This is a genomic window from Paenibacillus vietnamensis (genome assembly GCF_020169515.1).
Classification (GTDB): domain Bacteria; phylum Bacillota; class Bacilli; order Paenibacillales; family Paenibacillaceae; genus Pristimantibacillus; species Pristimantibacillus vietnamensis.
Genome location: NZ_JAHMHW010000005.1, coordinates 289,904 through 315,148 on the forward strand (window position 1 = coordinate 289,904; position 25,245 = coordinate 315,148).

Annotated in this window: 22 protein-coding genes; 16 read left to right on the forward strand and 6 right to left on the reverse strand. The window is 52.1% G+C overall.

Annotated elements, in window-relative coordinates:
• The first annotated feature begins 174 nt into the window (after positions 1-174).
• The 8 genes from KP806_RS13655 to KP806_RS13690 all read left to right on the forward strand — a co-directional run bounded on the left by KP806_RS13655 (position 175) and on the right by KP806_RS13690 (position 12,419).
• Positions 175-1,476 (forward strand): ABC transporter substrate-binding protein, encoded by a 1,302-nt coding sequence (locus tag KP806_RS13655; RefSeq protein WP_224724244.1) that lies wholly within the window; start codon positions 175-177, stop codon positions 1,474-1,476.
• Positions 1,477-1,557: 81 nt separating this feature from the next.
• Entirely contained in the window at positions 1,558-2,448 is an 891-nt protein-coding gene (locus tag KP806_RS13660; RefSeq protein WP_224724245.1) for a carbohydrate ABC transporter permease, read from the forward strand.
• A 3-nt stretch (positions 2,449-2,451) separates the two neighbouring features.
• Positions 2,452-3,282 carry a carbohydrate ABC transporter permease gene (locus tag KP806_RS13665; RefSeq protein WP_224724246.1) on the forward strand — a complete coding sequence of 277 codons (831 nt, stop codon included), beginning with the start codon at positions 2,452-2,454 and terminating at the stop codon, positions 3,280-3,282.
• An 88-nt stretch (positions 3,283-3,370) separates the two neighbouring features.
• Entirely contained in the window at positions 3,371-4,129 is a 759-nt protein-coding gene (locus KP806_RS13670; protein WP_224724247.1) for a response regulator transcription factor, read from the forward strand.
• 137 nt (positions 4,130-4,266) lie between these two features.
• Positions 4,267-6,081, forward strand: a complete 1,815-nt coding sequence (locus tag KP806_RS13675) for an ABC transporter ATP-binding protein (RefSeq protein WP_224724248.1) — start codon at positions 4,267-4,269, stop codon at positions 6,079-6,081.
• A gap of 538 nt (positions 6,082-6,619) precedes the next feature.
• Complete coding sequence (locus tag KP806_RS13680; RefSeq protein ID WP_224724249.1) at positions 6,620-7,627, forward strand: DUF3231 family protein; 1,008 nt, start codon at positions 6,620-6,622, stop codon at positions 7,625-7,627.
• A 1,025-nt stretch (positions 7,628-8,652) separates the two neighbouring features.
• Positions 8,653-9,138, forward strand: a complete 486-nt coding sequence (locus KP806_RS13685; protein WP_224724250.1) for a YhcH/YjgK/YiaL family protein — start codon at positions 8,653-8,655, stop codon at positions 9,136-9,138.
• A 170-nt stretch (positions 9,139-9,308) separates the two neighbouring features.
• Complete coding sequence (locus KP806_RS13690) at positions 9,309-12,419, forward strand: glycoside hydrolase family 2 TIM barrel-domain containing protein (RefSeq protein ID WP_224724251.1); 3,111 nt, start codon at positions 9,309-9,311, stop codon at positions 12,417-12,419.
• Positions 12,420-13,052: 633 nt separating this feature from the next.
• Here the strand turns inward: KP806_RS13690 and KP806_RS13695 are convergent.
• Positions 13,053-13,742 carry an AIM24 family protein gene (locus KP806_RS13695; protein ID WP_224724252.1) on the reverse strand — a complete coding sequence of 230 codons (690 nt, stop codon included), beginning with the start codon at positions 13,740-13,742 and terminating at the stop codon, positions 13,053-13,055.
• Positions 13,739-14,215 (reverse strand): efflux RND transporter periplasmic adaptor subunit, encoded by a 477-nt coding sequence (locus KP806_RS13700; protein WP_224724253.1) that lies wholly within the window; start codon positions 14,213-14,215, stop codon positions 13,739-13,741. The genes KP806_RS13695 and KP806_RS13700 overlap by 4 nt, the downstream gene beginning before the upstream one ends.
• 245 nt (positions 14,216-14,460) lie before the next feature.
• On the opposite strand from KP806_RS13700, the gene KP806_RS13705 reads away from it, so the two are divergent.
• Entirely contained in the window at positions 14,461-14,823 is a 363-nt protein-coding gene (locus KP806_RS13705; RefSeq protein ID WP_224724254.1) for a YmaF family protein, read from the forward strand.
• 132 nt (positions 14,824-14,955) lie between these two features.
• Positions 14,956-15,525: a hypothetical protein gene (locus KP806_RS13710; RefSeq protein WP_224724255.1), complete on the forward strand. Its 570-nt coding sequence runs from the start codon at positions 14,956-14,958 to the stop codon at positions 15,523-15,525.
• 57 nt (positions 15,526-15,582) lie between these two features.
• On the opposite strand, the gene KP806_RS13715 is transcribed toward KP806_RS13710, so the two are convergent.
• Entirely contained in the window at positions 15,583-16,572 is a 990-nt protein-coding gene (locus tag KP806_RS13715; protein WP_224724256.1) for a hypothetical protein, read from the reverse strand.
• Between the two features lie 14 nt (positions 16,573-16,586).
• Positions 16,587-16,883, reverse strand: coding sequence for a spore germination protein (locus KP806_RS13720; RefSeq protein ID WP_224724257.1), 297 nt, complete (start codon positions 16,881-16,883; stop codon positions 16,587-16,589).
• Between the two features lie 163 nt (positions 16,884-17,046).
• Between KP806_RS13720 and KP806_RS13725 the strand changes: the two genes are divergently transcribed.
• Together KP806_RS13725 and KP806_RS13730 are read left to right on the forward strand one after the other, a co-directional pair.
• On the forward strand, positions 17,047-17,526 hold the full coding sequence (locus KP806_RS13725; RefSeq protein ID WP_224724258.1) for a LysM peptidoglycan-binding domain-containing protein: 480 nt from the start codon (positions 17,047-17,049) through the stop codon (positions 17,524-17,526).
• Between the two features lie 70 nt (positions 17,527-17,596).
• A complete protein-coding gene (locus KP806_RS13730) occupies positions 17,597-18,049 on the forward strand; it encodes a GMC oxidoreductase (protein WP_224724259.1) in 453 nt (150 codons plus the stop codon).
• 78 nt (positions 18,050-18,127) lie between these two features.
• Here the strand turns inward: KP806_RS13730 and KP806_RS13735 are convergent, their stop codons facing one another.
• The gene (locus tag KP806_RS13735; RefSeq protein WP_224724260.1) at positions 18,128-19,129 is read right to left on the reverse strand and encodes an aldose 1-epimerase; all 1,002 of its coding nucleotides are present in this window, start codon (positions 19,127-19,129) and stop codon (positions 18,128-18,130) included.
• Between the two features lie 114 nt (positions 19,130-19,243).
• Entirely contained in the window at positions 19,244-19,606 is a 363-nt protein-coding gene (locus tag KP806_RS13740; protein ID WP_224724261.1) for a LytTR family transcriptional regulator DNA-binding domain-containing protein, read from the reverse strand.
• A 229-nt stretch (positions 19,607-19,835) separates the two neighbouring features.
• On the opposite strand from KP806_RS13740, the gene KP806_RS13745 reads away from it, so the two are divergent.
• From KP806_RS13745 to KP806_RS13760, 4 genes are all read left to right on the forward strand, one after another.
• The gene (locus KP806_RS13745; RefSeq protein WP_224724262.1) at positions 19,836-20,933 is read left to right on the forward strand and encodes a lactonase family protein; all 1,098 of its coding nucleotides are present in this window, start codon (positions 19,836-19,838) and stop codon (positions 20,931-20,933) included.
• Positions 20,934-21,004: 71 nt separating this feature from the next.
• Positions 21,005-22,225, forward strand: coding sequence for an MFS transporter (locus KP806_RS13750; protein ID WP_224724263.1), 1,221 nt, complete (start codon positions 21,005-21,007; stop codon positions 22,223-22,225).
• 155 nt (positions 22,226-22,380) lie between these two features.
• Positions 22,381-23,697 carry a DUF2087 domain-containing protein gene (locus KP806_RS13755; RefSeq protein ID WP_224724264.1) on the forward strand — a complete coding sequence of 439 codons (1,317 nt, stop codon included), beginning with the start codon at positions 22,381-22,383 and terminating at the stop codon, positions 23,695-23,697.
• Positions 23,698-23,749: 52 nt separating this feature from the next.
• Positions 23,750-25,006: an MFS transporter gene (locus tag KP806_RS13760; protein ID WP_224724265.1), complete on the forward strand. Its 1,257-nt coding sequence runs from the start codon at positions 23,750-23,752 to the stop codon at positions 25,004-25,006.
• The last annotated feature ends 239 nt before the right edge of the window (positions 25,007-25,245 follow it).

Genomic DNA, 25,245 nt, shown 5'->3' on the forward strand with positions numbered 1-25,245 from the left:
CTTATTAATATACATAGGAACCCGAAAAATCCGCATCCGGCAACGAAGATAGCGTTTTCTCACGATGTCATTTGAAGACCAGAAATCGCAGTTGAAACCATTTTAGTCCGTTCCTTTATCGGGTATGATCGGAATGTAAGCGGAATCAACAAACGATAGCAGGGGGATTGTAAGATGAAAAAAACCTATTCGTTAGCTTTAGTTTCTGTAATCATGCTAACAACATTGGCGGCATGCGGAGGGAATAACGCGGAAACGAATAACACCTCGCAGACGAACAATGCGGGCAGCGGCACGGCGACGAGCGAGCCGGGCTCAGCATCGGACATTTCCGGCGAGCTTGTTTTTCTGACGAACAGGACGGACATGATCGACAAGCAGTACGCCGATTACGAGAAACGCTTTGAAGAGAAGTATCCGGGCGTCGACCTGAAGTTCGAAGCGATCACGGATTACGACAAAACGTTGAAAATCCGCATCGCCTCCGGCGACTTCCCGGACGTCGTATTTGTGCCGTCGATTCCGAATGCGGAGCTGCCGAACTATTTTGCGCCGCTCGATGACATCCAGTTCTCCGGAGACATTCACTTCAAGGATTTGAAGGCGTACGAAGGCAAAATGTACGGCGTTTCCTCCGGCGGCTCGACGGTCGGCATCGTCTATAACAAAAATGCGTTCGAGAAGGCGGGCATTACGGAGCTGCCGAAAACATACGACGAATTTCTCGCGGCTTCGCAAAAGCTGAAGGACGCGGGCATCGTGCCGCTCGCTTCCAACTTTAAGGACAAATGGCCCCTCGATACCTGGGTATTCGACATTCCGACGCTGATCGGCGGAGATGCCGCCCACCAGAACAAGCGCGCGGAGACGGATACGCCTTACACGTTGGACAATGCTTACGGAAAATCATGGGGCATCATCCGCGAGCTTCACCAGAAAGGTTTCCTGGAAGCCGACGTGAACTCGACGAACTGGGAGCAATCGAAGAAGGACGTAGCCTCCGGCAAATACGGCATGTATTTGCTCGGCAACTGGGTCATCAACCAGGTGATCGAGAACGGGGCGCCGGCGGAGGATATCGGATTTTTCCCGTTCCCGGCCGACAACTCGGGCGTAGCGAAAGCGCCGCTTAACCCCGACTTCTTCTATGCGGTGAACAAAAACGGCAACGTGGGAGCCGCCAAAGCCTTCATTCACTGGATGATCGAGGAATCGGGCTACGACGATTTTGCGGGCTTCATTCCGACGCTGAAGAGCAAGGAATCCAAGCTGCCGCAGCTGGCCGAATTTAACAGCTTTGCGCCGAAGTTTTTCGAGCCGGTTTCTCCGGTGGATGCGGCGACGCAAATCCAGAACAAGGCGCAGCTTGATCAGGCGGCGGCGGTTCAGGAGTTCGTGCTGTCGAAGGATCCTCAGAAGGTGCTCGACAAGGTAAACGCAGCCTGGGCGAAAGCGAAAAAGGATCTTGGACTATAGCGCAAAGGAGGCGCAGGGGCCGCCGCTTGTGGCGCTCCCTGCCGTCCTTTCAATTAGAAAGAAGCAGGAAGGGGTTGTCCTATGTTAAGCAGACTTCCTTTTAATAAGCAAAAAAGGGTTGTCATCATAAGTTTTGTCGCGCTGCCGCTGCTGCTGCTACTCACCTTCTCGTATTACCCGGCGCTTGAGCTGGTCAGGCTGAGCTTCACGAGCTGGGACGGGTTAAGTCCGGACAAGGAGTGGATCGGCTGGGCCAATTATAAGGAAGTGTTTTCGAATCCCGAGATTTTCGGCGTCTTCAAGCATAACTTTGCTTATTTCGCCGTCGGGATCGTGCAGAACATCGTTGCGATTTATTTTGCGGTGGTGCTGAACGGCAGGCTGAAGGGGAAAAACTTTTTCCGGCTGCTGCTCTTTTTGCCTTATATTTTAAACGGCGTTGCAGTTGCTTATCTGTTCGGGTATGTGTTTGACACGACGAACGGCTCGCTCAATTATTTGTTAGGACAGCTGGGCTTCGGTGCTTTATCCGAGACGAGCTGGCTCGGCAGCGAATCCTTTGTCAATTATACGCTTGCTTCCATCGGGTTTTGGCGGTTTATGGGCTTTAATATGGTTATTTATTTGGCGGCGCTCCAATCCATACCGGGCGACATTTACGAAGCGGCCTCCATCGACGGGGCTAACGGCTGGCAGCAATTTATTAGCATCACGCTTCCGAACATTTACAAAATTATTGAGCTCAATTTGTTCCTGACGGTCACCGGCGCATTAGAGGTGTTCGATCTCCCGTTCGTGCTGACGAAGGGCGGTCCGGCAGGAGCGAGCGAAACCTTCGTTATGAAAATTCTCGAGACCGCGTTCCAGTTCAACAACTATGGGCTCGCTTCCGCCATGAGCGTCGTCTTGTTGCTATTTGTCATCGTCGTATTGTCGATTCAGCGTTTCCTGCTGAACGGAAAGGGGGACTGACCGGTGAACCGCACGAACAGACTTTGGGATTCGGTCAAATATGCATCGCTGCTGCTCGCGGTATTTGCGATTTTATTTCCGCCCTATATCATAGTTGTGAACGCCTTCAAGACGAAGGAGGAATTCCACAGCAAATCGTATATTTCGGCGCCGGACAGCTTTCTGTACTTCAAAAACTTCGTTCAGGCCTTCAAGCAGGCGGATATGACGACGGCCTTCGGCAATACGATTCTAATTGTCGCGATTACGCTAATTTTGAATATTTTGCTCGGCTCGGCTTTTTGTTATGCGGTCGGACGCTTTGAGTTCAAGCTCAAAGGGCCGCTGCTCGGCCTGTTTCTGTTCGCGACGATCATCCCGTCGATTACGACGCAGGTCGTTAACTACAAAACGGTGCAAATGCTTGATCTGACGAACCATTTAATGGGCCCGGTGCTCATTTATGTCGGCGCGGACATTTTACAGATCTATATTTTCCTGCAGTTTATTAAGAACATCCCGAATGAGCTGGACGAAAGCGCAATGCTTGAGGGCGCATCCCTAATCCGGATTTTCCGCTCGATCATTTTTCCGCTGCTTGCTCCGGCGACGGCTACGATCGTCATTTTGAAAACCATCGCCATTTACAACGATATGTATACTCCTTATCTCTATTTGCCGCGAGCGGAGCATGTCGTCGTGTCCACCTCGCTGATGCGGTTTTTCGGGGTGAACAGCGGCGACTGGCAGATGATTTCTTCGGCGATTCTGATCATCATGATTCCGACGGCGGTTCTTTATCTGTTTTTGCAAAAGTACATTTTTGCGGGCGTTACGAGCGGTGCGGTGAAATAAGCCGCCCGCTTTGTTTTTTTTCGGTTCTTGCGGCAGCTTTCATTTTTGGGCAAAATGAAAGAGGCGATGGCAAAGGAGTGTGGCCGGGATGAACATTATCATTGCCGATGACGAGGAATTGATCAGGCTCGGGCTTCAAAAAATTATGACCAACATGGAGCTTGGCATTCAAATCATCGGTTCTTATAGCAACGGAATGGACGCATGGACGCATATTTCCAAGCTGGGCGAGGGCGAGCTCGACGTTCTCATTACGGATATCAAAATGCCGCTCATGGACGGGCTGCGCCTGATCGAGCAGATGAAGGACAAACGGGTCGCGACTATCGTGCTCAGCGGCTTCAGCGAATTTGACTATGCGCGCCGTGCGCTGCGGTTCGGAGTCCGCGATTATTTGCTGAAGCCGGTCGACAAAACGAGCCTGTATGATTTGCTCGTCCGCATCAAGCAGGAACGGTCGGAAAGCGGTAAAGCGGAGCATTCGGCTGGCGCGGCGGACCGGGAAGAAGCCTCAAACGAGAAAGAGCATCACGTCATTGAGCGGATGAAGGCGATTCTGGAGCAGGAGTACGACAAAAACTTTGAGATGGAGCGGATGGCGGAAAACGTCGGCATGAGCGCCAATTACCTCAGCAGGCTGTTCAAGCAGGAAACCGGCATTACGCTGACCGAATATTTGATCGATATCCGGATCGAGAAAGCGAAGCAGTTTTTGACCGATCATCCCAACTTGAAAAACTATGAAATCTCGCAGCTGGTCGGCTACAGCGATCCGGTCTATTTCAACAAGCTGTTCAAAAAAATGGTCGGCGTCACGCCGAAGGATTACAAAGGTACGCAAAGGTAGCGGAGCAGCCAAATCGGATAAAATTAACGCCATATCGCACATTTACAGCCCTTGCAAATGAGCGTAAGATGGTGGCCGTAGTAGACCGTAGGCACCAGCGCCGCGGTATGTCAAGCTGCAGAAGGATGGAGAGCAACATGAGCGAAAGAGCAGTCAAGGCCAAGGCTGGTATCGGCGGAGGAGCGAGGGGGCTTGGAAGCACGTTCGAAAACGCCGCTTTGGACCAGGAGGCCGGTCCGATAAAGTTTTTGCTTTCGCTTTATAAGGGGAATTTTACGAATCTGACGATTTCGCTGCTGTTTTTGCTTATCAAGAGCGCGCCGGTGTATGTGCTGCCGATCGTTACGGCCAACATCATCAATATCGCGACGAACCCGGAGCAGCATCCGATCAGCGGGATCTGGATTAATTTTGCGGTTATTTTAATCGTTATTTTGCAAAATATACCGACGCACGCGGCGTACATATCGTTCCTTAGCCGCGCGATCCGATATGTGGAGGCTGGCCTCCGGAGCGCGCTTGTGCGCAAGCTGCAGCAGCTGTCGATCAACTCGCACCGCGAGCTGCCTGCAGGCAAGCTGCAGTCCAAGGTGCTCCGCGATGTGGAAGCGGTCGAGATGATGTCGAAGCAGTTTATGATCGCTTTGGCGCCTGCGGTCGTTAATATTATCGTGTCGTTCGTTATTACGCTGAAGAGCAGCTGGATCGTTTCTTTGTTTTTTGTGCTGACGATTCCGATGTCGATTTCGATTGTAACCGTCTTCCGCCGCAAAATCCGGAAATCCAACAAGGAATTCCGCAAGGAAATCGAGCAGATGTCCTCGCGCGTGTCGGAAATGGTGGAGATGATCCCGATTACGCGCGCCCACGGCCTCGAGAAGGTCGAGATCGAGCGGATCGATTCGACGCTCCGCAATATCCAGGGCAAAGGTTACCGGCTCGATCTGGTGGAGGCGTATTTCGGCTCGACGAACTGGGTCACGTTTCAGACCTTTCAGGTGTTATGCCTGATCTTCACGGCATATCTCGCCTACAATGGGCAAATTCAAGTCGGCGACGTCGTCATGTACCAGGGCTTTTTTGCAATGATTCTTGCTTCGGTGACCGGACTCATTAACATTTATCCGCAAATTGCGAAGGGTATTGAATCGATTCATTCGATCAAAGAAATATTGGTGTCGACCGACATCGAGAACAATAGCGGCAAAAGAAAGCTGGCGGACGTTCACGGAGAGTTTTCGTTCCAGGGCGTTGAGCTGTCGTATCCGGGCAGCGAGCATCATGTGCTCGAGGACGTCACGCTGGACGTGAAGGCGGGCGAGTGTATCGCCTTCGTAGGCGCATCGGGCGCGGGGAAATCGACGGTGCTTAATCTGGTCATTGGCTTCCTGCAGCCGACCGGAGGCAGAGTGATGATGGACGGCATCAATCTGGCGGATATTGACCTGCGCAGCTACCGTAAGCATTTGGCGGTCGTGCCGCAGACGAACATTTTGTTCTCGGGGACGATCCGTGACAATATTACGTACGGCCTTCGCAATATTAGCGATGAGGACGTGCGGCGGGTTGTGGAGATGGCAAATTTGGCCGAATTTATCGATCAGCTGCCCGACGGTCTGCAGACGATGGTCGGCGAGCACGGCGGCAAGCTGTCGGGCGGCCAGCGCCAGCGGATCGCGATCGCACGGGCGCTTATCCGCGCTCCGAAGATTATCATCCTGGACGAAGCGACGTCCGCGCTCGACAACGAGTCGGAGTTCCATGTGCAGAAGGCGATGCAGGAGCTGATCAAGGGGCGCACGACGTTTATCGTCGCGCACCGCTTGTCGACGATCCGCGACGCCGACCGCATCGTCGTCATGAAGCAGGGACGGATCGCCGAGGTCGGTACTTTCGACGAGCTAATGGCGAAGAAGGGCGAGTTTTACAATTTGAAGCAGCTTCAGCTGTGATGCGCTTGGGCGGCGTGCTCGTGCGCGGCAATTAGATGGATTTCTGTACTAATTTTTCGTCGATGATGCGCGGCTTATGAAATAACTGGATTTTACGTTGTTAATTCTGCGAAATGTCCGATCAGGACAAAAAAACGGTGAATTAACTTCGTGAAATCCAGTTATTTTTCGTTTTGAGGGAGATTGATGAAATTAACTGTGTCATTTCCATTTAATGAAAACTGTATTTGTAGATTATTTTGCTTATTTCTAAGGTTGCAGACGAGATTGTTTACTTGGAATAAAGAAGCTAGACACAGGTCTTATCTTCAGTTGGGTTTTTTAGATGCCTATTTGCGATCAATTCGCGGAGGCATTTTTTTATTTCCGGGAACTTTTCACTTTTCATCCCCCCAACTTGTTTTCAACCCCTTATTTTTTTTCGTTATGTTTAAAGTAAATCCTTTAAGATAGGCAAGTCCGTTATTTCGTACATAAGTTTTATTTGGGTAGCACATACTCATTAAAAAACCGCACACTCAAGAAGGAGTTTATCAGAATGAATGTGGAACATAAAGTAGGTCTATCCTCAACGGAAATTGCTGGCTTATGGATGACATTTATCAATGACAGTATGGCGATTTGCATCTCCAAGCACTTTTTGCATCATTTAACTAATGAAGATGTTAAAACCATCGTTAATAAGTCCCTTGAATTATCCGAGAAACATGTAAAGGAAATCAGGAACATCTTTGAAAAAGAAGGTTTCCCAATCCCGAAGGGTTTTTCCGATGAAGATGTTGATTTGAATGCCCCTCCATTGTTCTTTGATCTTTTCCCATTGAGTTATGTTTATGGCATGAGCCGAATTGGTTTGGTAAACTACGGTGTATTAACCTCGAATGTTGCTCGTAAGGATATTCGAATCTTCTTCACTGACTGTTTACAATCCACACTGGAGCTTTATAATGATTCCGTTAACTTATTCCTATCTATAGGAATTTATGACCGTCCTCCAATGATCCCTTACCCGGACCACATCGAATTTGTTCGTAAAAAAGAAGCCTTTTTATCCAAATGGCTGGAACAGAAACGCCCTTTAAATGTACTTGAACTATCCGAGATGTTCTTTAACATTGAAAGAAACTACTTTGGGCTAGTTTTACTCAATGGTTTCATACAAGTTACAAAGGATAAAGAAATTCAAAAATACTTGATGGATGGAAAAGAATTAGCTCAAAAACAGATTCGGTTCCTAAATGATACTCTGATTAAAGAAGACCTAATGGGTTCAATTATGGTTAATTCCGAAGTGTCAACTTCAACGGTCTCTCCTTTTTCAGACAGGTTGATATTGAACCTTGTCACACTGCTTCAAACTCAAGGTGTACACTTTATTGGTCATGCGCTTTCTGTTTCTTCAAGGATTGATTTGGTAAATGAATACTTAAAAATAATTGTAGAAATTTTGCAATACGGGAAAGAGGGTACTGAAATATTAATTGACAGAGGATGGTTAGAAGAACCGCCGCATGCTCCAAATAGAAAAGAGTTGGCTAAAATTTAAATGGTTACGCATTACGCTAAAGCAGGTACGACAGCTTAATCAAGACTAGACGGCAGCCGGTCAGAGCGATCAGCTGTCTTTGCTATTTAGCAGTAAGCCTCATTTCGTGAATAAGTAAAAGGAGCTTCCGCGGCGGCAACTCCCTCACGATCTGCGCCTCCAAGTCTTGTCCGAGAGTTGAAACTCTTGCGTAACAGATCAATTTTTATAGAAACATGTTCGAGAGTCAATGTCTAGGCTGCCAACTTGCGGATAAACAGCTGGAAACTCACGTTGTTTACGAAAATGAACAGGTTACTTGTATTCTAGATATCGCTCCATTGATCCATTGAACGAAGGCCATATCCTGATCCTTCATGCACATCTTTCCTCGGTATGAATCGGATGGGGTCGGGTGGGTAGGAGCAAGGAAGGAATTGTTCAATTGAAGAATTTCGTTTTTATTATTTTGCTGGCAGTTTTTTCATTAATTGGCTGCCAAAATGATTCCCCGGCGGTGCCGGAAGCTAAGATGTTTAGTATTCATTTGGACATACCAAATGATATACGAATTTTAAGGACAAATGGAATAGGGTTATGGTAATTCATACCAATGTCTGATGAGACACCCATTATAGAATTGCGCGTCCCACCAGATAATAGCGCTAATTATTCTACTGCAGTTTATACACCAGGAAGACAAAAACACGATGCTGTACGTTGGTCCGCTGCAGTTTATGCAGCGGAATCATGCCAAATCGGCCTAATTGGAGTGTAAGTGAAAGATTCTACTGCAAAAGTGCAGCACATCGCTATGAGCCTCCGTACATGTAAGGTTTCTGATGCAGTTTGTACAGCGGAACTGATGCGGGGTGAAGCCAAAACTACAGATGAGTTTACGGCTACTGACCGGCTGGAAGTGGAGCAGCTGCACCGGCTGACGAAAATGTATGTCGAGGAGTATGAGAAGCAGGAGAAATAGAATGGGGATAGAAGATAGTAACGGATTATTTGATTTAAAGCAGGAAGAGAGGAGCGTTTAATTTATGATAATAGGCGATATTAAGCACATGGACCAGGAGCGTCACATTTATCCCGAAGCGATCCGGAAAGCGTTGGAGCATTTGCAGTCAGGCGGGCTTTCGGGCAAGGAGCCGGGCAAATATGAGCTCGAAGAGGGAGGGCTTATGTTTGCTTTGGTGCAGCGAATCGTGACGAAGCCGAGCGGCGAGCAGAGATTGGAGTCTCATGAGACTTATGTAGACGTTCAGTTTGTCGTGAGCGGGGAAGAGAGAATCGATGTGATCAAGCTCTCCGATCAGCTGGTCATCGAAGAACAGGACTTGGCCGGCCGGGATGTTGTTTTTTACGAAAGGAAGGAAAAACTTGAATCCAGTCTGGTACTGACGCCAGGCCAGTTCGCGGTTTTCTATCCCTCCGACGTTCACCGTCCGTGCTGCTCAGTGGATGGGCCGGGCGAAGTGAAAAAAGTCGTGATCAAGATTCATAAGCAATTGTGGGATGTGATTTAAACTCCAGGAAGCAGCTTTCGCTAAAGGCGAGGCTGCTTTTTTATTTCTGCGATGCCATGATTAGATTCATATTTTTATAGTTGATATGAAAATTGTTAAATGAAATGGGTTTCATAAATCGATTATAATGTGAATATCATACTACTTCCTGTAAGAGAGGTGCTCTATTCATGCGACAAAAACTCCAGTATACGCCGCCTGAAAACGGTTATCCGGAATGGAACAATAACCCTGATATTTTCCGGATTAACCGGATGGATGCCCACGCGTCCCTTATGCCGTTCGATACGATTGAAGAGGCGTTTGAAGGCGATCACCGCAAGTCGTCAAGTTATTTGACGCTGAACGGCCGGTGGAAATTCGCGTTCGCTCCGAATGCGGAGTCGAGAATCGCAAACTTTTATGAGAAAAACTTCGATCACAGCAGCTGGGACGAAATCGCGGTACCCGCGCATTGGCAGCTCCAGGGCTATGACTATCCGCAATATACGAACGTCAGATATCCATGGGACGGGAACGAGGACATTAGGCCGCCGTTTGCGCCTACCGCCTACAATCCGGTCGGATCGTACGTGCGCACCTTCAGCGTACCCGAGAATTGGGCGGGCAAGCCGGTATTCATCAGCTTCCAGGGCGTAGAGTCGGCTTTTTATGTTTGGCTGAACGGCGAGCTGGTCGGCTTTAGCCAGGATACGTTCACGCCTTCGGAATTCGACCTGACTCCTTACCTTTTCCAGGGGGAAAACAAGCTGGCGGTTGAGGTATACCGCTGGTCGGACGCGAGCTGGCTGGAGGATCAGGATTTTTGGCGGATGAGCGGCATTTTCCGGGATGTGTATTTGTATACGACACCTGAGGCTCATATTTACGATTTCTTTGTGAAGACGGAGCTGGACGAGCAGTACCTTGATGCAGAGCTGGTTATCGACGCCAAGCTTATGAATTATTTTGCCAAGTCGCTCGGTCCGATCACGATGGAGGCCGCATTGTACGATGCGGACCGGAACGCCGTGTTCGCGGCGCCTTTGACGGCGCAGACCGCTGTGGAAGGGGAGGAGCTGACGGCGGTCCGGCTCGGCGCGAATGTGAAAAACCCGCTGAAGTGGAGCGCCGAGCAGCCGAATTTGTACACGCTGATTTTGACGCTGAAGTCGGAGGACGGCACGATGCTGGAAGCGATTAGCTGCAAAGTCGGCTTCCGCAGGTTCGAAATCAAGGACGGACTGATGCTCATTAACGGCAAGCGCGTCATGTTCAAAGGGGTTAACCGCCACGAGTTCTCCTGCGATACGGGCCGCGCGATCGGCGAAGCGGACATGCGCCGCGACGTCGAGCTGATGAAGCAGTATAACATCAATGCCGTCAGGACGTCCCATTATCCGAATCATCCGCTCTGGTATAAGCTGTGCGACGAATACGGCTTGTACGTCATCGATGAAACGAATTTGGAAACTCACGGCTCCTGGAATTATGGCCAAAAGGAGCTGGGAGATTACACGGTTCCGGGCAGCAGGCCGGAATGGACGGGCGCCGTGCTGGACCGCTGCAACTCGATGTTCCAGCGCGACAAGAACCATCCGTCGATCGTCATCTGGTCGCTGGGCAACGAGTCGTTCGGCGGCGACAATTTTATTCTTATGCATGATTTCCTGCGCGATGCGGATCCTTCGAGGGTTGTGCATTACGAGGGCGTGTTCCACTGGCGGGAGTCCGACGCGGCTTCGGATATCGAGAGCCATATGTATACGAACCCGCAGGGCGTAGAGCATTACGCGCGGAACAATCCGCAGAAGCCTTTTATCCTGTGCGAATACAGCCATGCGATGGGCAATTCCTGCGGCGGTCTGCACGTGTACTGGGAGCTGTTCGAGAAGTATCCGGTGCTGCAGGGCGGCTTTATATGGGACTGGATCGATCAGGCGATCCGCGTAACGGAAGAGGACGGCACGGTCAAAATGCTGTACGGAGGCGACTTCGGCGAATCGCCTCATGACGGAAATTTCTGCGGCAACGGGGTGATTTTCGCGGACCGCACCGTGTCTCCGAAGCTCCAAGAGGTGAAGAAGGTCTACCAGAACGCAAAATTCGAAGCGGTTGATCTTGGTGCCGGCCTGGTTAAAACGACGAATCGCCATTTGTTCACCGCGCTGGACAGCTATACGCTCGCATGGCAGGTAGCCGTGAACGGAACGGTCGTACAGGAAGGTACGGCCGAGGCTGCTACAAGTCCCGAGCAGGAGGAAACGCTGACGCTTCCATACGAGCTGCCTCAGCTAGCGTCCGGGTCCGATGAAGCGGTACTGACGGTCCGGCTGCTGCTGAAGGCTTCGACGGCTTGGGCGGAAGCGGGCCATGAGATCGCATTCGAGCAGTTTGTGCTGCCGGCGCCGGTTAAGCCATCGGTCGGAGCGCTCCCTGCTGCTCCTGCGCTGCAGGCGGAGGAGACGGAGCGTACGCTCGTCATCAGCGGCGAAGGCTTCTCCGTATCGTTCGATAAAGCGACGGGTGCTTTGTCGTCGTACGTATGGAACGGGTTGGAGCGTCTGCAGGCGGGCTTGGCGCCGAATTTCTGGCGTGCCTATACGGACAACGACCGCGGCAACAAGCAGCACGAGCGCTGCGCGACCTGGCGGGAAGCAGGCGCGGAACGAACGCTGCGCGGCATGAGTTGGGAGATCGGCGCGAGCCGGGTTACGGTTGAGGCGAGCTTTAGCTTGCCGACGACCGCCGAGTCGCAGGTTTCTCTAGTCTATAACGTCAACGGACAAGGCGAGGTAGAAGTGTATGAGGAGCTTCTGCCTGGTGCGGACTTGCCGGAAATTCCGGAGGTGGGCATCCTGTTCCAGATGCCTGCGCAGTACGATCAGGTTAGCTGGTACGGCAAAGGGCCGGATGAAACGTATTGGGATCGCCAAACGGGCGGCAAGCTTGGGCTTTATTCGGGCAAGGTGCAGGATCAGATGGTGCCGTACATCCGTCCGCAGGAATGCGGCAACAAGATGGAGGTTCGCCGCGCTACTGTGACGAATGCGCAAGGGGAAGGCATCGTGCTGAAGGGCGCGCCGCATTTTGAGTTGAACGTGCTGCCGTACACGCCGTCCGAGCTGGAAGCGCATGACCATATTCACATGCTTCCGGTCAGCGACAAGACGGTCGTTCGTGTCAACCATAAGCAGATGGGCGTCGGCGGCAACGACAGCTGGGGTCAGCGTCCGGAGAAGGAATACACGCTTTACGCGAACCGGACTTATTCTTACCGGTTTACGCTGCAGGGCGTATAGGAATAGTGGTTCAGGCAAGGGCGGTTCGTATTCGAACCGCCCTTGTTGGCGTGCATAGGGGGTTCTGATGCACTTTGTACATCAGATGGGGGTATTTGGAGACTAGTAGGAGGTTCTGATGTACTTTGTGCATCAGATGGAGGTATTTGGAGACTAGCTGAAGGTTCTGATGTATTTTGTACATCAGATTCGGGTCCGAGTAACTGATTTGGCGTGTTGCGGCTGAAGTCTGCTGCAAAAGTGCAGCAGAGTTCGATCCGGAGACGTCGATGTCAGGTTTCTGATGTACTTTGTGCATCAGATGGAGGGACATGGAAGCTAGTTGGAGATTCTGATGTACTTTGTACATCAGATGGAGGAATATGGAGACTAGCTGAAGGTTCTGATGCACTTTGTACATCAGATGGAGGAATATGGAGACTAGCTGAAGGTTCTGATGTACTTTATGCATCAGATTCGGGTCCGAGTAACTGATTTGGCGTGTTGCGGCTGAATTCTGCTGCAAAAGTGCAGCAGAGGTCGATCCGGAGACGTCGATGTCAGGTTTCTGATGCACTTAATGCAGCAGAATATAATCCGCATTAGGTTCGCATAAGCAAGGAGGGCCAGCTACTAAAAGCCGGCCCTCCTGCTTCATTTAATATAAACGCCTCCAAACGGAAGCACCTCTCGCAAAATTCGCTTTATAAATCCGCCGTTCTGCAGCTGCTCCTCCAGCTCCGCATCGCGGGAGCCGGTCTGGATCAAGACGGGCCCGCTGCCGCGGATTTCCCACTGAACGTTCATGTGCTGGCTGGCCAGCTTGTTACCGTAGACGGACAGCTCAATAGATGCTTTCTCGGGGTAGGCGACGAGCGCGCCAGTCTCGACGTACAGCGGCCGGGTGGGGTGAAGCTGGATCGGCATCAGATCCCCGGCCGTGATAACGCCGAGCGTTCCCGGCCCGGAAAAGCGCATGCGGACGAATTCTTTTGTAATCCAGGCGTTTTTCAGCTTCTGCACGACCGACTTGAACTGCATCCCGTCTGAGAAAAAGATAACGTGGCGGAAATCGAACAGCAGATCGCTATGCTCACCGATCGGCACCGACTCCAGCGAACAGCCTGCCGGAAGGCCGAGGATAAACTCGGACGGTCCCGAGAGGGCGGAACGGATCCACCTCTTCTTGCGGTAAATGCCGGCCAAATCCATAAAGCGGTCCTCGCGGCTTTGCGGCGCCCCTTGGTAGGCGACAATCGACTTGGGATGCAGGACGTGGAGCTTGTCGCCATCCTCAAGCCGGACATGAACATGACCCGTGCGTGCGGGAACGGTAACGTTCATCCGCCGAAGCTCCGTCCGCTGTCCGAGCGCTGCCTGCGCCACACCGAATAGCGCCACAGACGAAGCGAGACGTAGTAGGCCGCCGCTAGAGCCGCCACAATGGCCGCGATGCGGAAAAGCATGTCCGTAAACGATTCCCTGTCGCTCTTCATCCGCTCGAGCTCGGATTGTAAGCCTGCATTCCGGGCGATCAGCTGTTCGTTCTGCAGGCGGTATTGCTCGTTTTGCCCGGCCAGCTCCTGCTGCTTCCTCGCGTATTCTTCGGCGGCTATCCTCGATTGCTCAAGCTCCTCCTGCTGCTCGTCCAGAGCCGCTTTCGCTTCCAGGTACTGGGCTTCCAGCTCGCTGATTTTCTCGGGAGTATTGTAAATTTCCTTGATCCGGTCAAAAAATCCCGCATTAACCGGCACCGCTGCAATAAAAACCGATAACAGGCATGTCATCATGACGGCGGATCGAAAACGTTTCAGCATCGCAGACTCCCTTTCATTCGACATAAGAGGGCTGATGCTTACATTTTACATTCTTTTCCGACATTAGTCACTCCAAGTTTCGCAAGATATTCCGTAGAACGTCAAAGATGTGCAGCGGCACATTTATGCTTACTATTTTAATAGCCTCAGATAGCTGCCTAGCACATCTATTTGCTTGCCTTAATAGGATGTTTAGAGTCACATAATCTGTAATGGGCACGAAATACTGAGGAGGCAAGCAGCGAATGAAGAGAAAAAAATCAAGACCATGGAAGAACGTGAAGTCTTGTAAAAAGATGCAGAGGCACGTTCATGAATTCCAAGGAAGCACTAAACTGGCGGAAGAAGGGGATGACCGGCATAATCACCGCTTTGCAGGTGTTACAGGGCAGGCGATCCCTAAAGGAAGAAGTCATATCCATGAAATCGATCTCACGAGAACGGATTTCTTCGGCCATTTCCATAAACTGAAAAAGATTCGTACGGGACCGGCAATTCCGGTTGGAAACGGAAAACATGTACATTTCGTAACGGGTCAAACGACATTTAATGACGATCATGTCCACCAATTTAAATTTGCAACATTAATTCAGGAACCTCTGGTGTAACGACAGAACGACAGAACGACAGAACGACAGAACGACAGCCGATCAGGATGATTGGCCGTCGTTTTTGACATACGCAGAACCGTTCGTATATAAAATGTAATATTCGATGTGCGGAGGCAAAGGGGTGTTCTTATGCCTAAGAAGAGACCGAAACGAAGGAAAGCTTCCGGAGCCTCTCCCAAAAAAAGAAAGCCTGGAACAATAAAGCAGCGGAATGTCAGCCGGCAAGTATATCCGAATTCCTTTTTTACCGAGTACGCCAAAATTATGGAAGCGGTCATCGGCAACTTAGGGGATCAGTTGATGAATATTGAAGTCAAACTGGCCGTTCAGCAGTTTTTGATCAATGAGACGATCGACGAATGGAGCCGTAAGGGCGGATTCAGTCAAAGCGAAGTGAAAGGCTTGTACGAGCGGACGTATCAGTATTGGAAAAATGACTTGAAAGAGCAGGGCAAGCCCTTTGCGGAGCTTGATCTTCTGAACCGTCCTGCATTAGAAATCTATAACAGCATGTTGAAGAAAAGCGGATTTTCCGATGCCATGAAAAATTTGTCCAGTCCGTCCGAAATTAACGAGAGGCTGGAGGAAGAGTCTGAAATGATCGGACAAATGAAAGATGAAATGAAGGGGATCAAACGGGAATTTTTGAGGCAGAAGCTGGAAATGATGAAACGCACCCTGAAAAAAGACGGGGTATAAGCAACATAATGCTGCTTATACTCCGTCTTTGTTTGGCTGCGCCGCCTGAACCGCCGTTTATGGAGCGGGCGGCAGCGGCGTACCGGCCGGCAGCGGCGATGTTCCCGGCGGCAGTACCGCGATACCCGGCGCAATTTCGATAGCTCCCGGAGGAAGCTCCATGCCGGGCTGGATGACGGTAGCTCCTTGCGGCACGGCCTCGGAAGGCGGCTCCTGTCCCGGAGCTAAGGGCGCACTGCCGCTTTGGAGCGTTGCGCCCGGCGGAAGCGGAAGCCCCGGCGGGATGACCACGCCTTGCGGAATGGTGGAGCCGGGAAGCAGTTGACCCACAACGTCGTCGCTTCCCGGGATCGATTCTGAACCGGGTGTCGTCGTTTGCGTCGCGCCAAACGGGAATCCCGGTACTGTCGAGCCAGGCGGGAATCCTGGCGTTGCCGCGCCGAACGGGAATCCCGGTGTTGCCGCGCCGAACGGGAACCCCGGCGCCGTCACGTCTGACGGGAACCCCCCGGGCGCAGCGGTGCCGGATGGGAGTCCCGCAGCTCCTGGCGCGGCAGTGCCTGAAGGGGCTCCCGGAGCCGCAGTGCCTGAAGGGGCTCCCGGGGCCGCAGTGCCTGAAGGAGCGCTTGCCTGCGGAGCGGGTGACGTAATATTCGTCGTCGTTACGGTAGGCGGATTTGCTCCGGAAGGCGGCGAGCCGTTAAACAGGCCGATCTGCATAGAGCCGCTGAGCGACTCCAGGTTGATGGAGTCCAGAATGATGTCGAACTTTTCGAATTCGTTATGAATGTAGGTGTTAGAGGGCTGCCGGATTTGCTCGACTCTTTGTATGCCGGCTTGCAAATCGGCAACCTGTCTCTGCATATGAAGAAGCAGCCGGGACGTTTGCTGCTGCAGCTGCTGCAGCTGCTGAATGGATTGTATAATAACCGGATACGCGGCGGCCGCCGGATCCGAATAGTAGCTCTGGCTAGGGTCCTGATAAGGACTTGAATATCCGTACGAGCAATAATACGGATAATAGAGATAAGAATAAGGATAGTTCAAGCGGGAGTTCCCCCTCAATTCAAATTGCCGTTTCCGCCGTTGCCAAGGTCGTTAATCCGGTTAAACGGCGTAACGAACTTGTTGTTATTACCCGTATTGAAGGCGCCGGCGCCGCCGTGCTGCGTCGTCGTCGTCCTGCTGAAGTTGTTGTTGCTGTTAAAATTCTCGGTAGCCGTATTCTGGCTGCTGATCGGGTCAATGACCGCAAAGTCTCCAACGTTAAAGGAGGCGGAGCCGCTCATCGTCGTGACGTTGATGTTTTTAATATTAATGTTTACTTTAGCGCGCTGTAAGCGGCGTCCGTATCCCATCGAAGACCCCTCCTCCTTCTGCCGTTGAAACTCTTACATTGTTCCATACCCGATCCTGTCAAATCTTCGAATATAATAGGATATGTTTTCTCGCCGTAAAAGAACATTGATTTTTGTAAAATAGGCTTGTTATTCGGCGTTTCAACCGTAGCAAAATGAGGTGATGCCCGTAAAAATTTATTTGGCCGGCGCAGGCGACACGCCCCGAAGCATCGCTATACGGTCCGCAGTAACGCTGCAGAGCTTATTGGCCGCAAATCCTTCGATTGTTCATGCGGATCAGCCGGTTCGCGGCATGCAGGTCGTCATTCCTGAAGCTCCCTTTCTGCAATATGCGGAGGCTCCGGATACCAATGTAACCTCCAGCCGATTATGGATAAAAACGGTTCCGCTCGAAGAAATGGCTCATATCGAATATGACGCTGTCATTGTCGGGACGGGAGCGGGAGGAGGAGCCGCTCTTTGGCGATTATGCCAGCGCCGGAAAGGAACGGAGAAACGGATCGGCGTAGTCGAAGCGGGGGATCCGATCCTGCCGACGAACGGCAGAAACCTCTCGATATTGTCCGATGAGCTTGGAGAATATTATACGTCGCTGACAAAGCCTTGGCCTCCCCTGAGTTTCGCGGGGCGCGGCTGTTGACGGCCCTCGGCGGCAGAACGCTGCTCTGGGATGCGGTTACCCCGCGGATGCATCCTTCCGTATTTGCACGTTGGCCAATTCCTTATTCGGAAATCGAACCCTATTACACGAGCCCCGTTTCGAAAACGGGATCCGTCTAAATCATGCCAATAAGGACAGCTATGGCAATCCGAGCGTTCAAATCGAATACTCGCTTTCAGCTGCTGATCGGAAGGTCACTGCACAAATGCTATCTGCGGTTCAAGATGCCTTGAGGGCGTCTAACCTCGAACCTTCCCAGCCGACTGAAAGTACTTCCGGCGTCCGGCCGCCTGGCTCCGGCAACCACGAGACAGGCACTTGCCGCATGGGGGAGGATCCTCACACTTCTGCGACGAACCGATATGGCCAAATTCACGGCATTGCCGGACTTTACGTCGCCGACAACAGCGTTATTCCGTACGCGGGTGCAGCCAATCCAACGCTGACTTCCGCAGCGTTAGCCATTCGTACGGCGGATTATATTAGCGGGCAGGAGGCTTAAGGGAATGGGGGTGTAGAGCCGGTTGTTCAATAAAAAAAGCAGGAAGAGGCGCTGCGCCCTTCCTGCTTCAGTTGTTGTCTATGCTTTTTTGAGGTACAAGCGGCTCGTTTCCTCCCAGATGCCGCCCGGCTCCAGCGAGACGAAGCCTTTTTGCTCGTCAGGAAGGTCCACGTTAGGCGCGTTCACCAGGTTAAGCTGCGGCTCCGGACAGAAGAAGCCCGGTGTATTGCCGTTATTCCAGATCATCCACTGCTTGTAGCCCGTGCCGACGTCGTAGACGAGCGTCACGTTATTGCGCGTATCCGTAAGCTCCATGGCATTACGGCCATTTTGCGGCTCCGAGGTGTAATGGTTGTCCATCGACGCCCAGAAAGGATTTAGCCCTTCGGACTTCATCGCTTCCTCTTCGGGAAGGAGTGTCTGGTAGCTTCCGGTCGGCAGCATCCGATCGCTTAGCTCCCAGCGGTTGCCGGTCGTGAGCGTGAATCGGTAATCCTCGGACGTGCTGTTAGGCGCGAACGGCGCATTGACCGCCGTATGGAAAGCAAGCATGCAAGGCATTGCATCCGTTCCTTCGTTATGTACGGATACATGCTGCAGAAGGCCGGTGTCGTTCAGCGAGTAACGAAGCTTGATCGTGAAGCGGTGTGGCAGGTATTTGTAAATATCGTGTGTTTCGTCGATTGAGATTTTCAGAGAAACGTAGCTTTCGGTTTTGTTCGTGCCGAAGTCCTCTACGTTCCATGCCGCCGTATGGAAGAAGCCGTGCAAATGGTTGCCGGTCTTCGCTTCGTTCACCGGGAAGGTGTATGTTCTGCCGTTCCAGGTAAACGTTCCGTCCTCGTACCGGTTCGGCGGAAACAGAACGGGAATGCCGTGGACGCCCGGATTGGCTCTAAATGCGTCCATTTCCCCGGCCGACGGCTCGCGAAGGATCGTGTAGCCGTTCACTTTATCGCGGAAAGCGATGAGATTCGCACCTACCGCAGGCAAAACGGCCGCTTCATACGCGCCCCATTGCAGCCAGACGGCTTGTTCGTCATGGAATGCTTGTTCGAATGCTTGACCTTGTGTAGACATTGGAATCCTCCCAATCAAATGTATCATGCCCAACCCTAAGAATAGCAGGACGGGAGGAAACAAACAACCGCCCTTTTCCGCGTATTTGCGGTATAAGGGCGGCTGGCGATGCCATTACGGCGTGATGCGCAAATCCTTGCTTGAGGACCGCTGCGAGAACAGCTGCTGGATCACGTATTGCTTACGGCGGTTAACGGTGACCTGCTTCGATTCGGAAACGTCCGTCCCGAAATAAATGGTGCCGTCGCTGATCGTCTTGATCTTGCCGATATTGATGTAGCAATTGGAGCTGATCGGATAGAAGCCGTGGTCACGCGTCAATTGCTGGATCTGCTCGGCAGTCATTCTCTTTTTAATATTATAGTTTCTGCCGTGGAAGCTTACGAGACCCTGGATACCGGTCTTGAAGTACAAAATGTCCGATTCCAAATCAAAATCCTCATATACGTTCCGTTCGCTCAGTGATTTATTCACCATCTTGATTCCCCCTTTAGAAAAGTGAACAACTGACGTGTTAGCGCTTACATTGTAACATATCACAATAACTTTTGTGAAGTCTTATATTTCGATAAATCGCAAAAGTTTACTAGAGTGATTACCTGGTAATAAGTGACATTTTCGCTCGAAAAAAGACATTGTTTGCCGGGGCGGCTTGTGCTATGGTCAGTTTAACGCTAAAAAATGCCGGAAGGTTGGGAGTATGGATATGAGCAATCATTCAGAACAACGCGCTTTTAACGGAATATTCTACGTCGGCTCATACGGGGCGGCCGAGGAATCGACGATCCATGTGTGCAGCTTTGATGCGGCATCTAATGAAATAAAAATCGTACAAGGCGTGGCGGGCCTCGAAAATGCCTCCTTTTTGACGCTCCACCCTAACGGAAGTCTGCTGTATGCGGTAAGCGAAACGGGGGAAACCGGCGGCGCGGCCGGCGGTTCTGCGGTGGCGTACGAGCTAGACGAGACGCACGGCCTTATTAACGGAATTTTCAACCGGGAGCTGACGCATGGCGCGCATCCCTGCTATATTAGCATCGACCGTGCGGGCAAAGCTTTGTTCGCAGCAAACTACACGGGAGGCAATTCCGCATTGCTGCCGGTCAGCGAGGACGGCCGGCTTGAAGAGGCGGCCTCCGTGCCCCGTCATGCCGGCGAACTCGGGCCGAACGCGGCAAGGCAGGACGCACCGCATGCGCACTGCATTATGCCGCTTGGGGAGACGGACTTCGTATGCGCCGCCGATCTTGGACTCGATGCCGTTATCGTATATCGGTACGATGCGGAGAGCCTTACGCTGACGGAGCATGGCGTCTGCAAAGTGCAGAGAGGCGCAGGACCGCGCCATCTCGCGTTCCATCCTTCGCTGCCGGTCGGCTATGTGCTCGGCGAGCTGGATTCGACCGTCACTTTGCTGCATGTAGACGCACAGCAGGGAGCTGTGACGGCAGGAGATGCCGTTTCCGCGCTGCCGGCCGGATATGACGGCTACAACGATGCCGCCGATATTCACCTTGCGCCATCCGGCCGATTCCTGTACAGCTCCAACCGCGGGCATAACAGCATCGCCGTGTTTGCAGTCGATCAGACAAACGGAGCTTTGACGCTGGTGGAGCATACCGGCTGCGGCGGCGAGACGCCGCGCAATTTCGCAATTACTCCGGATGGCGGCCATCTGCTGGCTGCGAATCAGAAGACAAACAGCATTGTAGTGTTCCGCATCGATCAGGAAAGCGGGAAGCTGACTCCGACCGGAGCCGTGCTCGAGCTTGCAAGTCCCGTATGCATTAAGTTCGCCGTTTAACCCGGCATGACCGGATTGATCCGATAACGGAAATGACGGATTAACGTATTGGAAAGGCAGGATCACAATCTATGTCAACACAGCTTGGTGTCGCAGGAGCAAGATCCGAAGCGGTAAAATCCGCGACGGTCTACGCCATTTTGGTAGCAATCAGCTCTGTCCATTTGATGAACGATATGATGCAATCCGTCGTTACGGCACTTTTTCCCGTTTTGAAAAATTCGCTGCAGCTCAGCCTTGCTCAAATCGGCTGGATTGCATTTACGCTCAATATGACCTCGTCCGTCCTTCAGCCGGTCGTCGGCCTTGTGTCGGACAAACGGCCTGCGCCATGGATGCTGCCGGTCGGCATGTTTTGCAGCCTGCTCGGGATGATCGGTCTGGCGCTGGCCCCGAATTTTTATTTGCTGCTGCTTGCGGTCGTCTTCGTCGGATTCGGCTCTGCGGTTTTCCATCCGGAGGGCTCAAGGGTCGTGCATCTGGCGGCCGGCAACCGCCGCGCGTTCTCGCAATCCATTTATCAGGTGGGCGGTAATTTCGGTCATATGCTCGGACCGCTGATGACAATGGCAATTTTCCTGCCGCTAGGGCAGAAGGGCGCGATGTGGGGAACTCTGCTGGCTGTTACCGCCATTCTTATTCTGATGAAGGTAGTGCCGTGGTACAAAACGAATTTGGCTCTTCACAATGGAAGCATGCAGAAGAAAAAGGCCGCAGGCCAAGCGAAGCCGGAGCTATCGGCAAAGGTCGTCGGCTTCGCGCTCGCCATTCTCGTCGCGATCGTGTTCGCGCGCTCATGGTACGGCGCGGCCATCGGCAATTTTTATCAATTTTACGTAGAAGATATGTACGGGCTGTCCATTAAAGCCGCCCAGGTGCCGCTTTTCCTGTTTTTGGCCGCCGGCGTTGCCGGCACCTTTTTCGGAGGCATGCTGGCGGATAAGATCGGCCGCAAAAAAATGATGCTGATCTCGATCCTGGGAGCCGCCCCGTTCGCGCTTCTGCTGCCGCATTTGCCGATCGCCTGGGTTTATCCGCTGATTGTGGTGCTTGGCTTCATCCTGCAATCCGGATTCTCGGTGAGCGTCGTCTACGCTCAGGAGCTGATGCCAGGCAAGGTCGGGACCGCCTCCGGGCTCATTACCGGCCTCGCATTCGGCATGGGTGGCCTTGGCGCCGTCGTGCTCGGATATTTGGCGGATGCTCATACGCTCAGCTATATAATGGGCTTGTGCAGCGCATTGCCGCTGATCGGCCTGCTTGCTCTGCTTCTTCCTAAGGATAGAAGATAATATCGATTGCCGCTCGGGGTTTAGCCTCGGGCGGTTTTTTTAATTCTAAGAATTTATAAGTTTCACACTTATATCCGCTTAGCTGTTGATAAAAAACAAACATAAATATATAATGTCTATTAAATAACCAAACGATGATAAGAGGTGTTTGTTTTATGGAATTGAGTGATCATTTTTGGAGCGCTTCGGTCAGGGAGATGAAGCAGGGTTATAGATGGGATGAACCGGCGGGCCATTATTATTGTCTTTTGTGCGGGGAAGGGTTCGAAAAAGGCGAAATTTTCCTTCACGAGGCTTCAGGCCGGTTTTACGAGGCGGGCAAATACGCCGGCTTTCACGTGCAGCAGGCTCACGGCTCGATGCTGGATTATTTGCTGGAGCTGGATAAGAAGGCGACCGGCTTGACCGATTTGCAGAAGCAGCTGATCCGCGGCTTTGCCGCGAATTTGTCCGACAACGAGATGCTTGAGCGGACGGGAATCGGCAGCGCGTCCACGGTGAGGAATCACCGGTTCGTGCTAAAGGAGAAGGCGAAGCAGGCGAAGCTTCTTCTTGCCATTATGGAATTGATGGAGCAGGGCGAAGCCGCGGCGCCCCGCTTTATGCCCGTGCATGCGACGGCGACGCAGGTGGATGAGAGGTATGCGATTACGGAGGAAGAGAACGCGTCGGTGCTGAAGCAGTATTTTCCGGATGGCCCGAACGGTCCGCTTGCTTCCTTCCCGCGCAAGGAAAAACGGAAGATCGCCGTCCTGCGGCAAATCGCTTCGCGCTTCGATTGGGGCGTGAAGTACGGGGAGAAGGAAGTGAACGAGCGGCTGAAGGCAGTATGGGCCGAGGACTATGTCGTGCTGCGGCGTTATTTGATCGAATACGGCTTCATGGACCGGAAGGACGACTGCAGCGAATATTGGCTGAAAGCCCAGGTTGCCGCAGTTAAGAAAGACGAGGCTCAGGCGGCGCTTCAGGCGGCAGCCGTTAAGCCGAAGCGCGAAAAGCAGGGCAAAACCGTGAAAGAGAAGAAGGGAAAGGATGGAGCAAAGATGGATAAGGCGCAGCGCAAGCAGCTGACGGCGGAATACCAGGAGCGCGAACGGGCGATGGGGGTGTTCCAGATTAAGAATAACGCCAACGGGAAAATTTATGTAGGAGGCTCCGCCAACCTGGATTCTTTGTGGGGCCGGGAGCAATTTATGCTGAATATGGGCAGCCATCCGAACAAGGAGCTTCAGAAGGAATGGAAGGAGTACGGAAGCGAAAATTTTTCGTATCTCGTTCTGGAGACCGTTAAATTCGATCAACAGCTTCGTTATGATTATAAAGACGTTCTCGCGGCGGAAGGGCGCGAGCCGGCCGATATGGTTAGGCAATACAACCGGGAGGTCGCCGAGCTGAAGGAGCATTGGGTGGAGAAGCTGCAGCCGTATGGGGAAAAGGGCTACCATGGTGAAGCCGGCAATGGCAAGGAATGACGGGTCAGATTCAGAAAAATGGGAAACATGTAAGGGAGAGTGCATTTAAACAATGTCTGCCGGGGCTGTAAAAGGGGCAGGCGGAAGCCTGTTTCGCAACAAATTTTATCAAACGATTCTTTTGTCGAACGTCCTGCTGCAAATCGGGATTTGGGTACGGAACTTCGCAATTTTGATGTACGTGACGGACAAAACGAACGAAAACCCATTTGCGATCAGCTTGATGGGCTTTGTGGAATTTTTGCCGATTTTCGTCTTTTCATTTATCGGCGGAACGTTCGCCGACCGCTGGAAGCCGCGCTTAACGATGATCTGGTGCGACTTTTTGTCGGCGATTTCGGTGTTTATCGTGTTAATCACGTTAATGTACGGATCTTGGCATATGGTGTATTTGGCCACGTTCGTATCCGCTATTCTTTCGCAGTTCTCGCAGCCTTCGGCGATGAAGCTGTTCAAGCAGCACATTCCGGCCGAGCAGCTGCAGCAGGCGATGGCGATGTTCCAGTCGCTTATTGCGATCTTTATGGTAGTTGGCCCTTCGTTAGGCGTCATTTCGTATCAAAAATTCGGCATCGAAATTTCGATCGCCGTCATGGGCGTCGCGTTTTTGCTGTCCGCGATCGTACTGTTCCGGATCCCGCGCGACCGGGAGCCTGAAAAGGTCGGGCAAGCCGCGGAGCGCCGCTTCTGGGAGGAAATGAAAGCCGGCTTCGCTTACGTATGGCGCAGTCCCGTGTTGAAGTCGCTTGGCGGCACGTTCGCGCTGGCCGGTACGGCGGTCGGCATCGCCCAGACGCTCGGTTTGTTCATCGTGCTCGAAAGGCTGGGGCAGCCTAAGGAATTTTTGCAGTTTTTGCTGATGGTCAATGGGGTGGCGATGCTGGCCGGCGGCGGCGCCGTTATGGCGATCGCCAAAAAAGTAGCGCCGCAGAAGCTGCTGGCGCTTGGGATCCTTCTAAGCGCCGTTACGATGTTCGGAATCGGTTTGTCGACAAGCGTTCCGCTTACTCTGGTGCTGCAATTTATTAGCGGACTCGGGTTCCCCCTTATCCAAATCGGCATCAGCACGATGATTTTACAGTGGACGGAGGAGTCGTACGTCGGTCGGGTTAACGGCGTCCTGACTCCGATGTTTATGGGCATGATGGTCATCATGACGCTTGCGGCGGGACAGCTGAAGCTGGTTTTTCCGCTTGTCGGCATCTACTGCACGGCCGCCGTCATCATGTTTATCGGGATGCTCCTGCTTCTTCCGCTGTTTAAGCACAAGCCGTTATTTGCCCAAACCGGTGAAGGGCAGGCCGGGTAACTGAAGGACCGGCAGGCAGGCGAATGAACAGATTTTCTGGAGGATATTGACAGGAGTTTCCGGTTGAAGTAACATTTACTGTAATGGTTTGGAAGAGCAGCGAAGCACGCTTGCTCCCTCGTTTGAGGGAGGGGCGTGCTTTTTTTTGTTCCGTTCTAGGAAGGGAAGCCTGCGTGAAAGGAGGAAATTCGACAAAAAGAAAGAAATGGTAAGGGATCCCTGTAAAAAAATGTTTGATT

What these genes read in the sequence shown, in the direction of transcription:
- KP806_RS13655 (WP_224724244.1), top strand. Translation starts at nt 175, where the DNA reads ATGAAAAAAACCTATTCGTTAGCTTTAGTTTCTGTAATCATGCTAACA.
- KP806_RS13660 (WP_224724245.1), top strand. Translation starts at nt 1,558, where the DNA reads ATGTTAAGCAGACTTCCTTTTAATAAGCAAAAAAGGGTTGTCATCATA.
- KP806_RS13670 (WP_224724247.1), top strand. Translation starts at nt 3,371, where the DNA reads ATGAACATTATCATTGCCGATGACGAGGAATTGATCAGGCTCGGGCTT.
- KP806_RS13675 (WP_224724248.1), top strand. Translation starts at nt 4,267, where the DNA reads ATGAGCGAAAGAGCAGTCAAGGCCAAGGCTGGTATCGGCGGAGGAGCG.
- KP806_RS13680 (WP_224724249.1), top strand. Translation starts at nt 6,620, where the DNA reads ATGAATGTGGAACATAAAGTAGGTCTATCCTCAACGGAAATTGCTGGC.
- KP806_RS13685 (WP_224724250.1), top strand. Translation starts at nt 8,653, where the DNA reads ATGATAATAGGCGATATTAAGCACATGGACCAGGAGCGTCACATTTAT.
- KP806_RS13690 (WP_224724251.1), top strand. Translation starts at nt 9,309, where the DNA reads ATGCGACAAAAACTCCAGTATACGCCGCCTGAAAACGGTTATCCGGAA.
- KP806_RS13695 (WP_224724252.1), bottom strand. Translation starts at nt 13,742, where the DNA reads ATGAACGTTACCGTTCCCGCACGCACGGGTCATGTTCATGTCCGGCTT.
- KP806_RS13700 (WP_224724253.1), bottom strand. Translation starts at nt 14,215, where the DNA reads ATGCTGAAACGTTTTCGATCCGCCGTCATGATGACATGCCTGTTATCG.
- KP806_RS13705 (WP_224724254.1), top strand. Translation starts at nt 14,461, where the DNA reads ATGAAGAGAAAAAAATCAAGACCATGGAAGAACGTGAAGTCTTGTAAA.
- KP806_RS13710 (WP_224724255.1), top strand. Translation starts at nt 14,956, where the DNA reads ATGCCTAAGAAGAGACCGAAACGAAGGAAAGCTTCCGGAGCCTCTCCC.
- KP806_RS13720 (WP_224724257.1), bottom strand. Translation starts at nt 16,883, where the DNA reads ATGGGATACGGACGCCGCTTACAGCGCGCTAAAGTAAACATTAATATT.
- KP806_RS13725 (WP_224724258.1), top strand. Translation starts at nt 17,047, where the DNA reads ATGCCCGTAAAAATTTATTTGGCCGGCGCAGGCGACACGCCCCGAAGC.
- KP806_RS13735 (WP_224724260.1), bottom strand. Translation starts at nt 19,129, where the DNA reads ATGTCTACACAAGGTCAAGCATTCGAACAAGCATTCCATGACGAACAA.
- KP806_RS13740 (WP_224724261.1), bottom strand. Translation starts at nt 19,606, where the DNA reads ATGGTGAATAAATCACTGAGCGAACGGAACGTATATGAGGATTTTGAT.
- KP806_RS13745 (WP_224724262.1), top strand. Translation starts at nt 19,836, where the DNA reads ATGAGCAATCATTCAGAACAACGCGCTTTTAACGGAATATTCTACGTC.
- KP806_RS13750 (WP_224724263.1), top strand. Translation starts at nt 21,005, where the DNA reads ATGTCAACACAGCTTGGTGTCGCAGGAGCAAGATCCGAAGCGGTAAAA.
- KP806_RS13755 (WP_224724264.1), top strand. Translation starts at nt 22,381, where the DNA reads ATGGAATTGAGTGATCATTTTTGGAGCGCTTCGGTCAGGGAGATGAAG.
- KP806_RS13760 (WP_224724265.1), top strand. Translation starts at nt 23,750, where the DNA reads ATGTCTGCCGGGGCTGTAAAAGGGGCAGGCGGAAGCCTGTTTCGCAAC.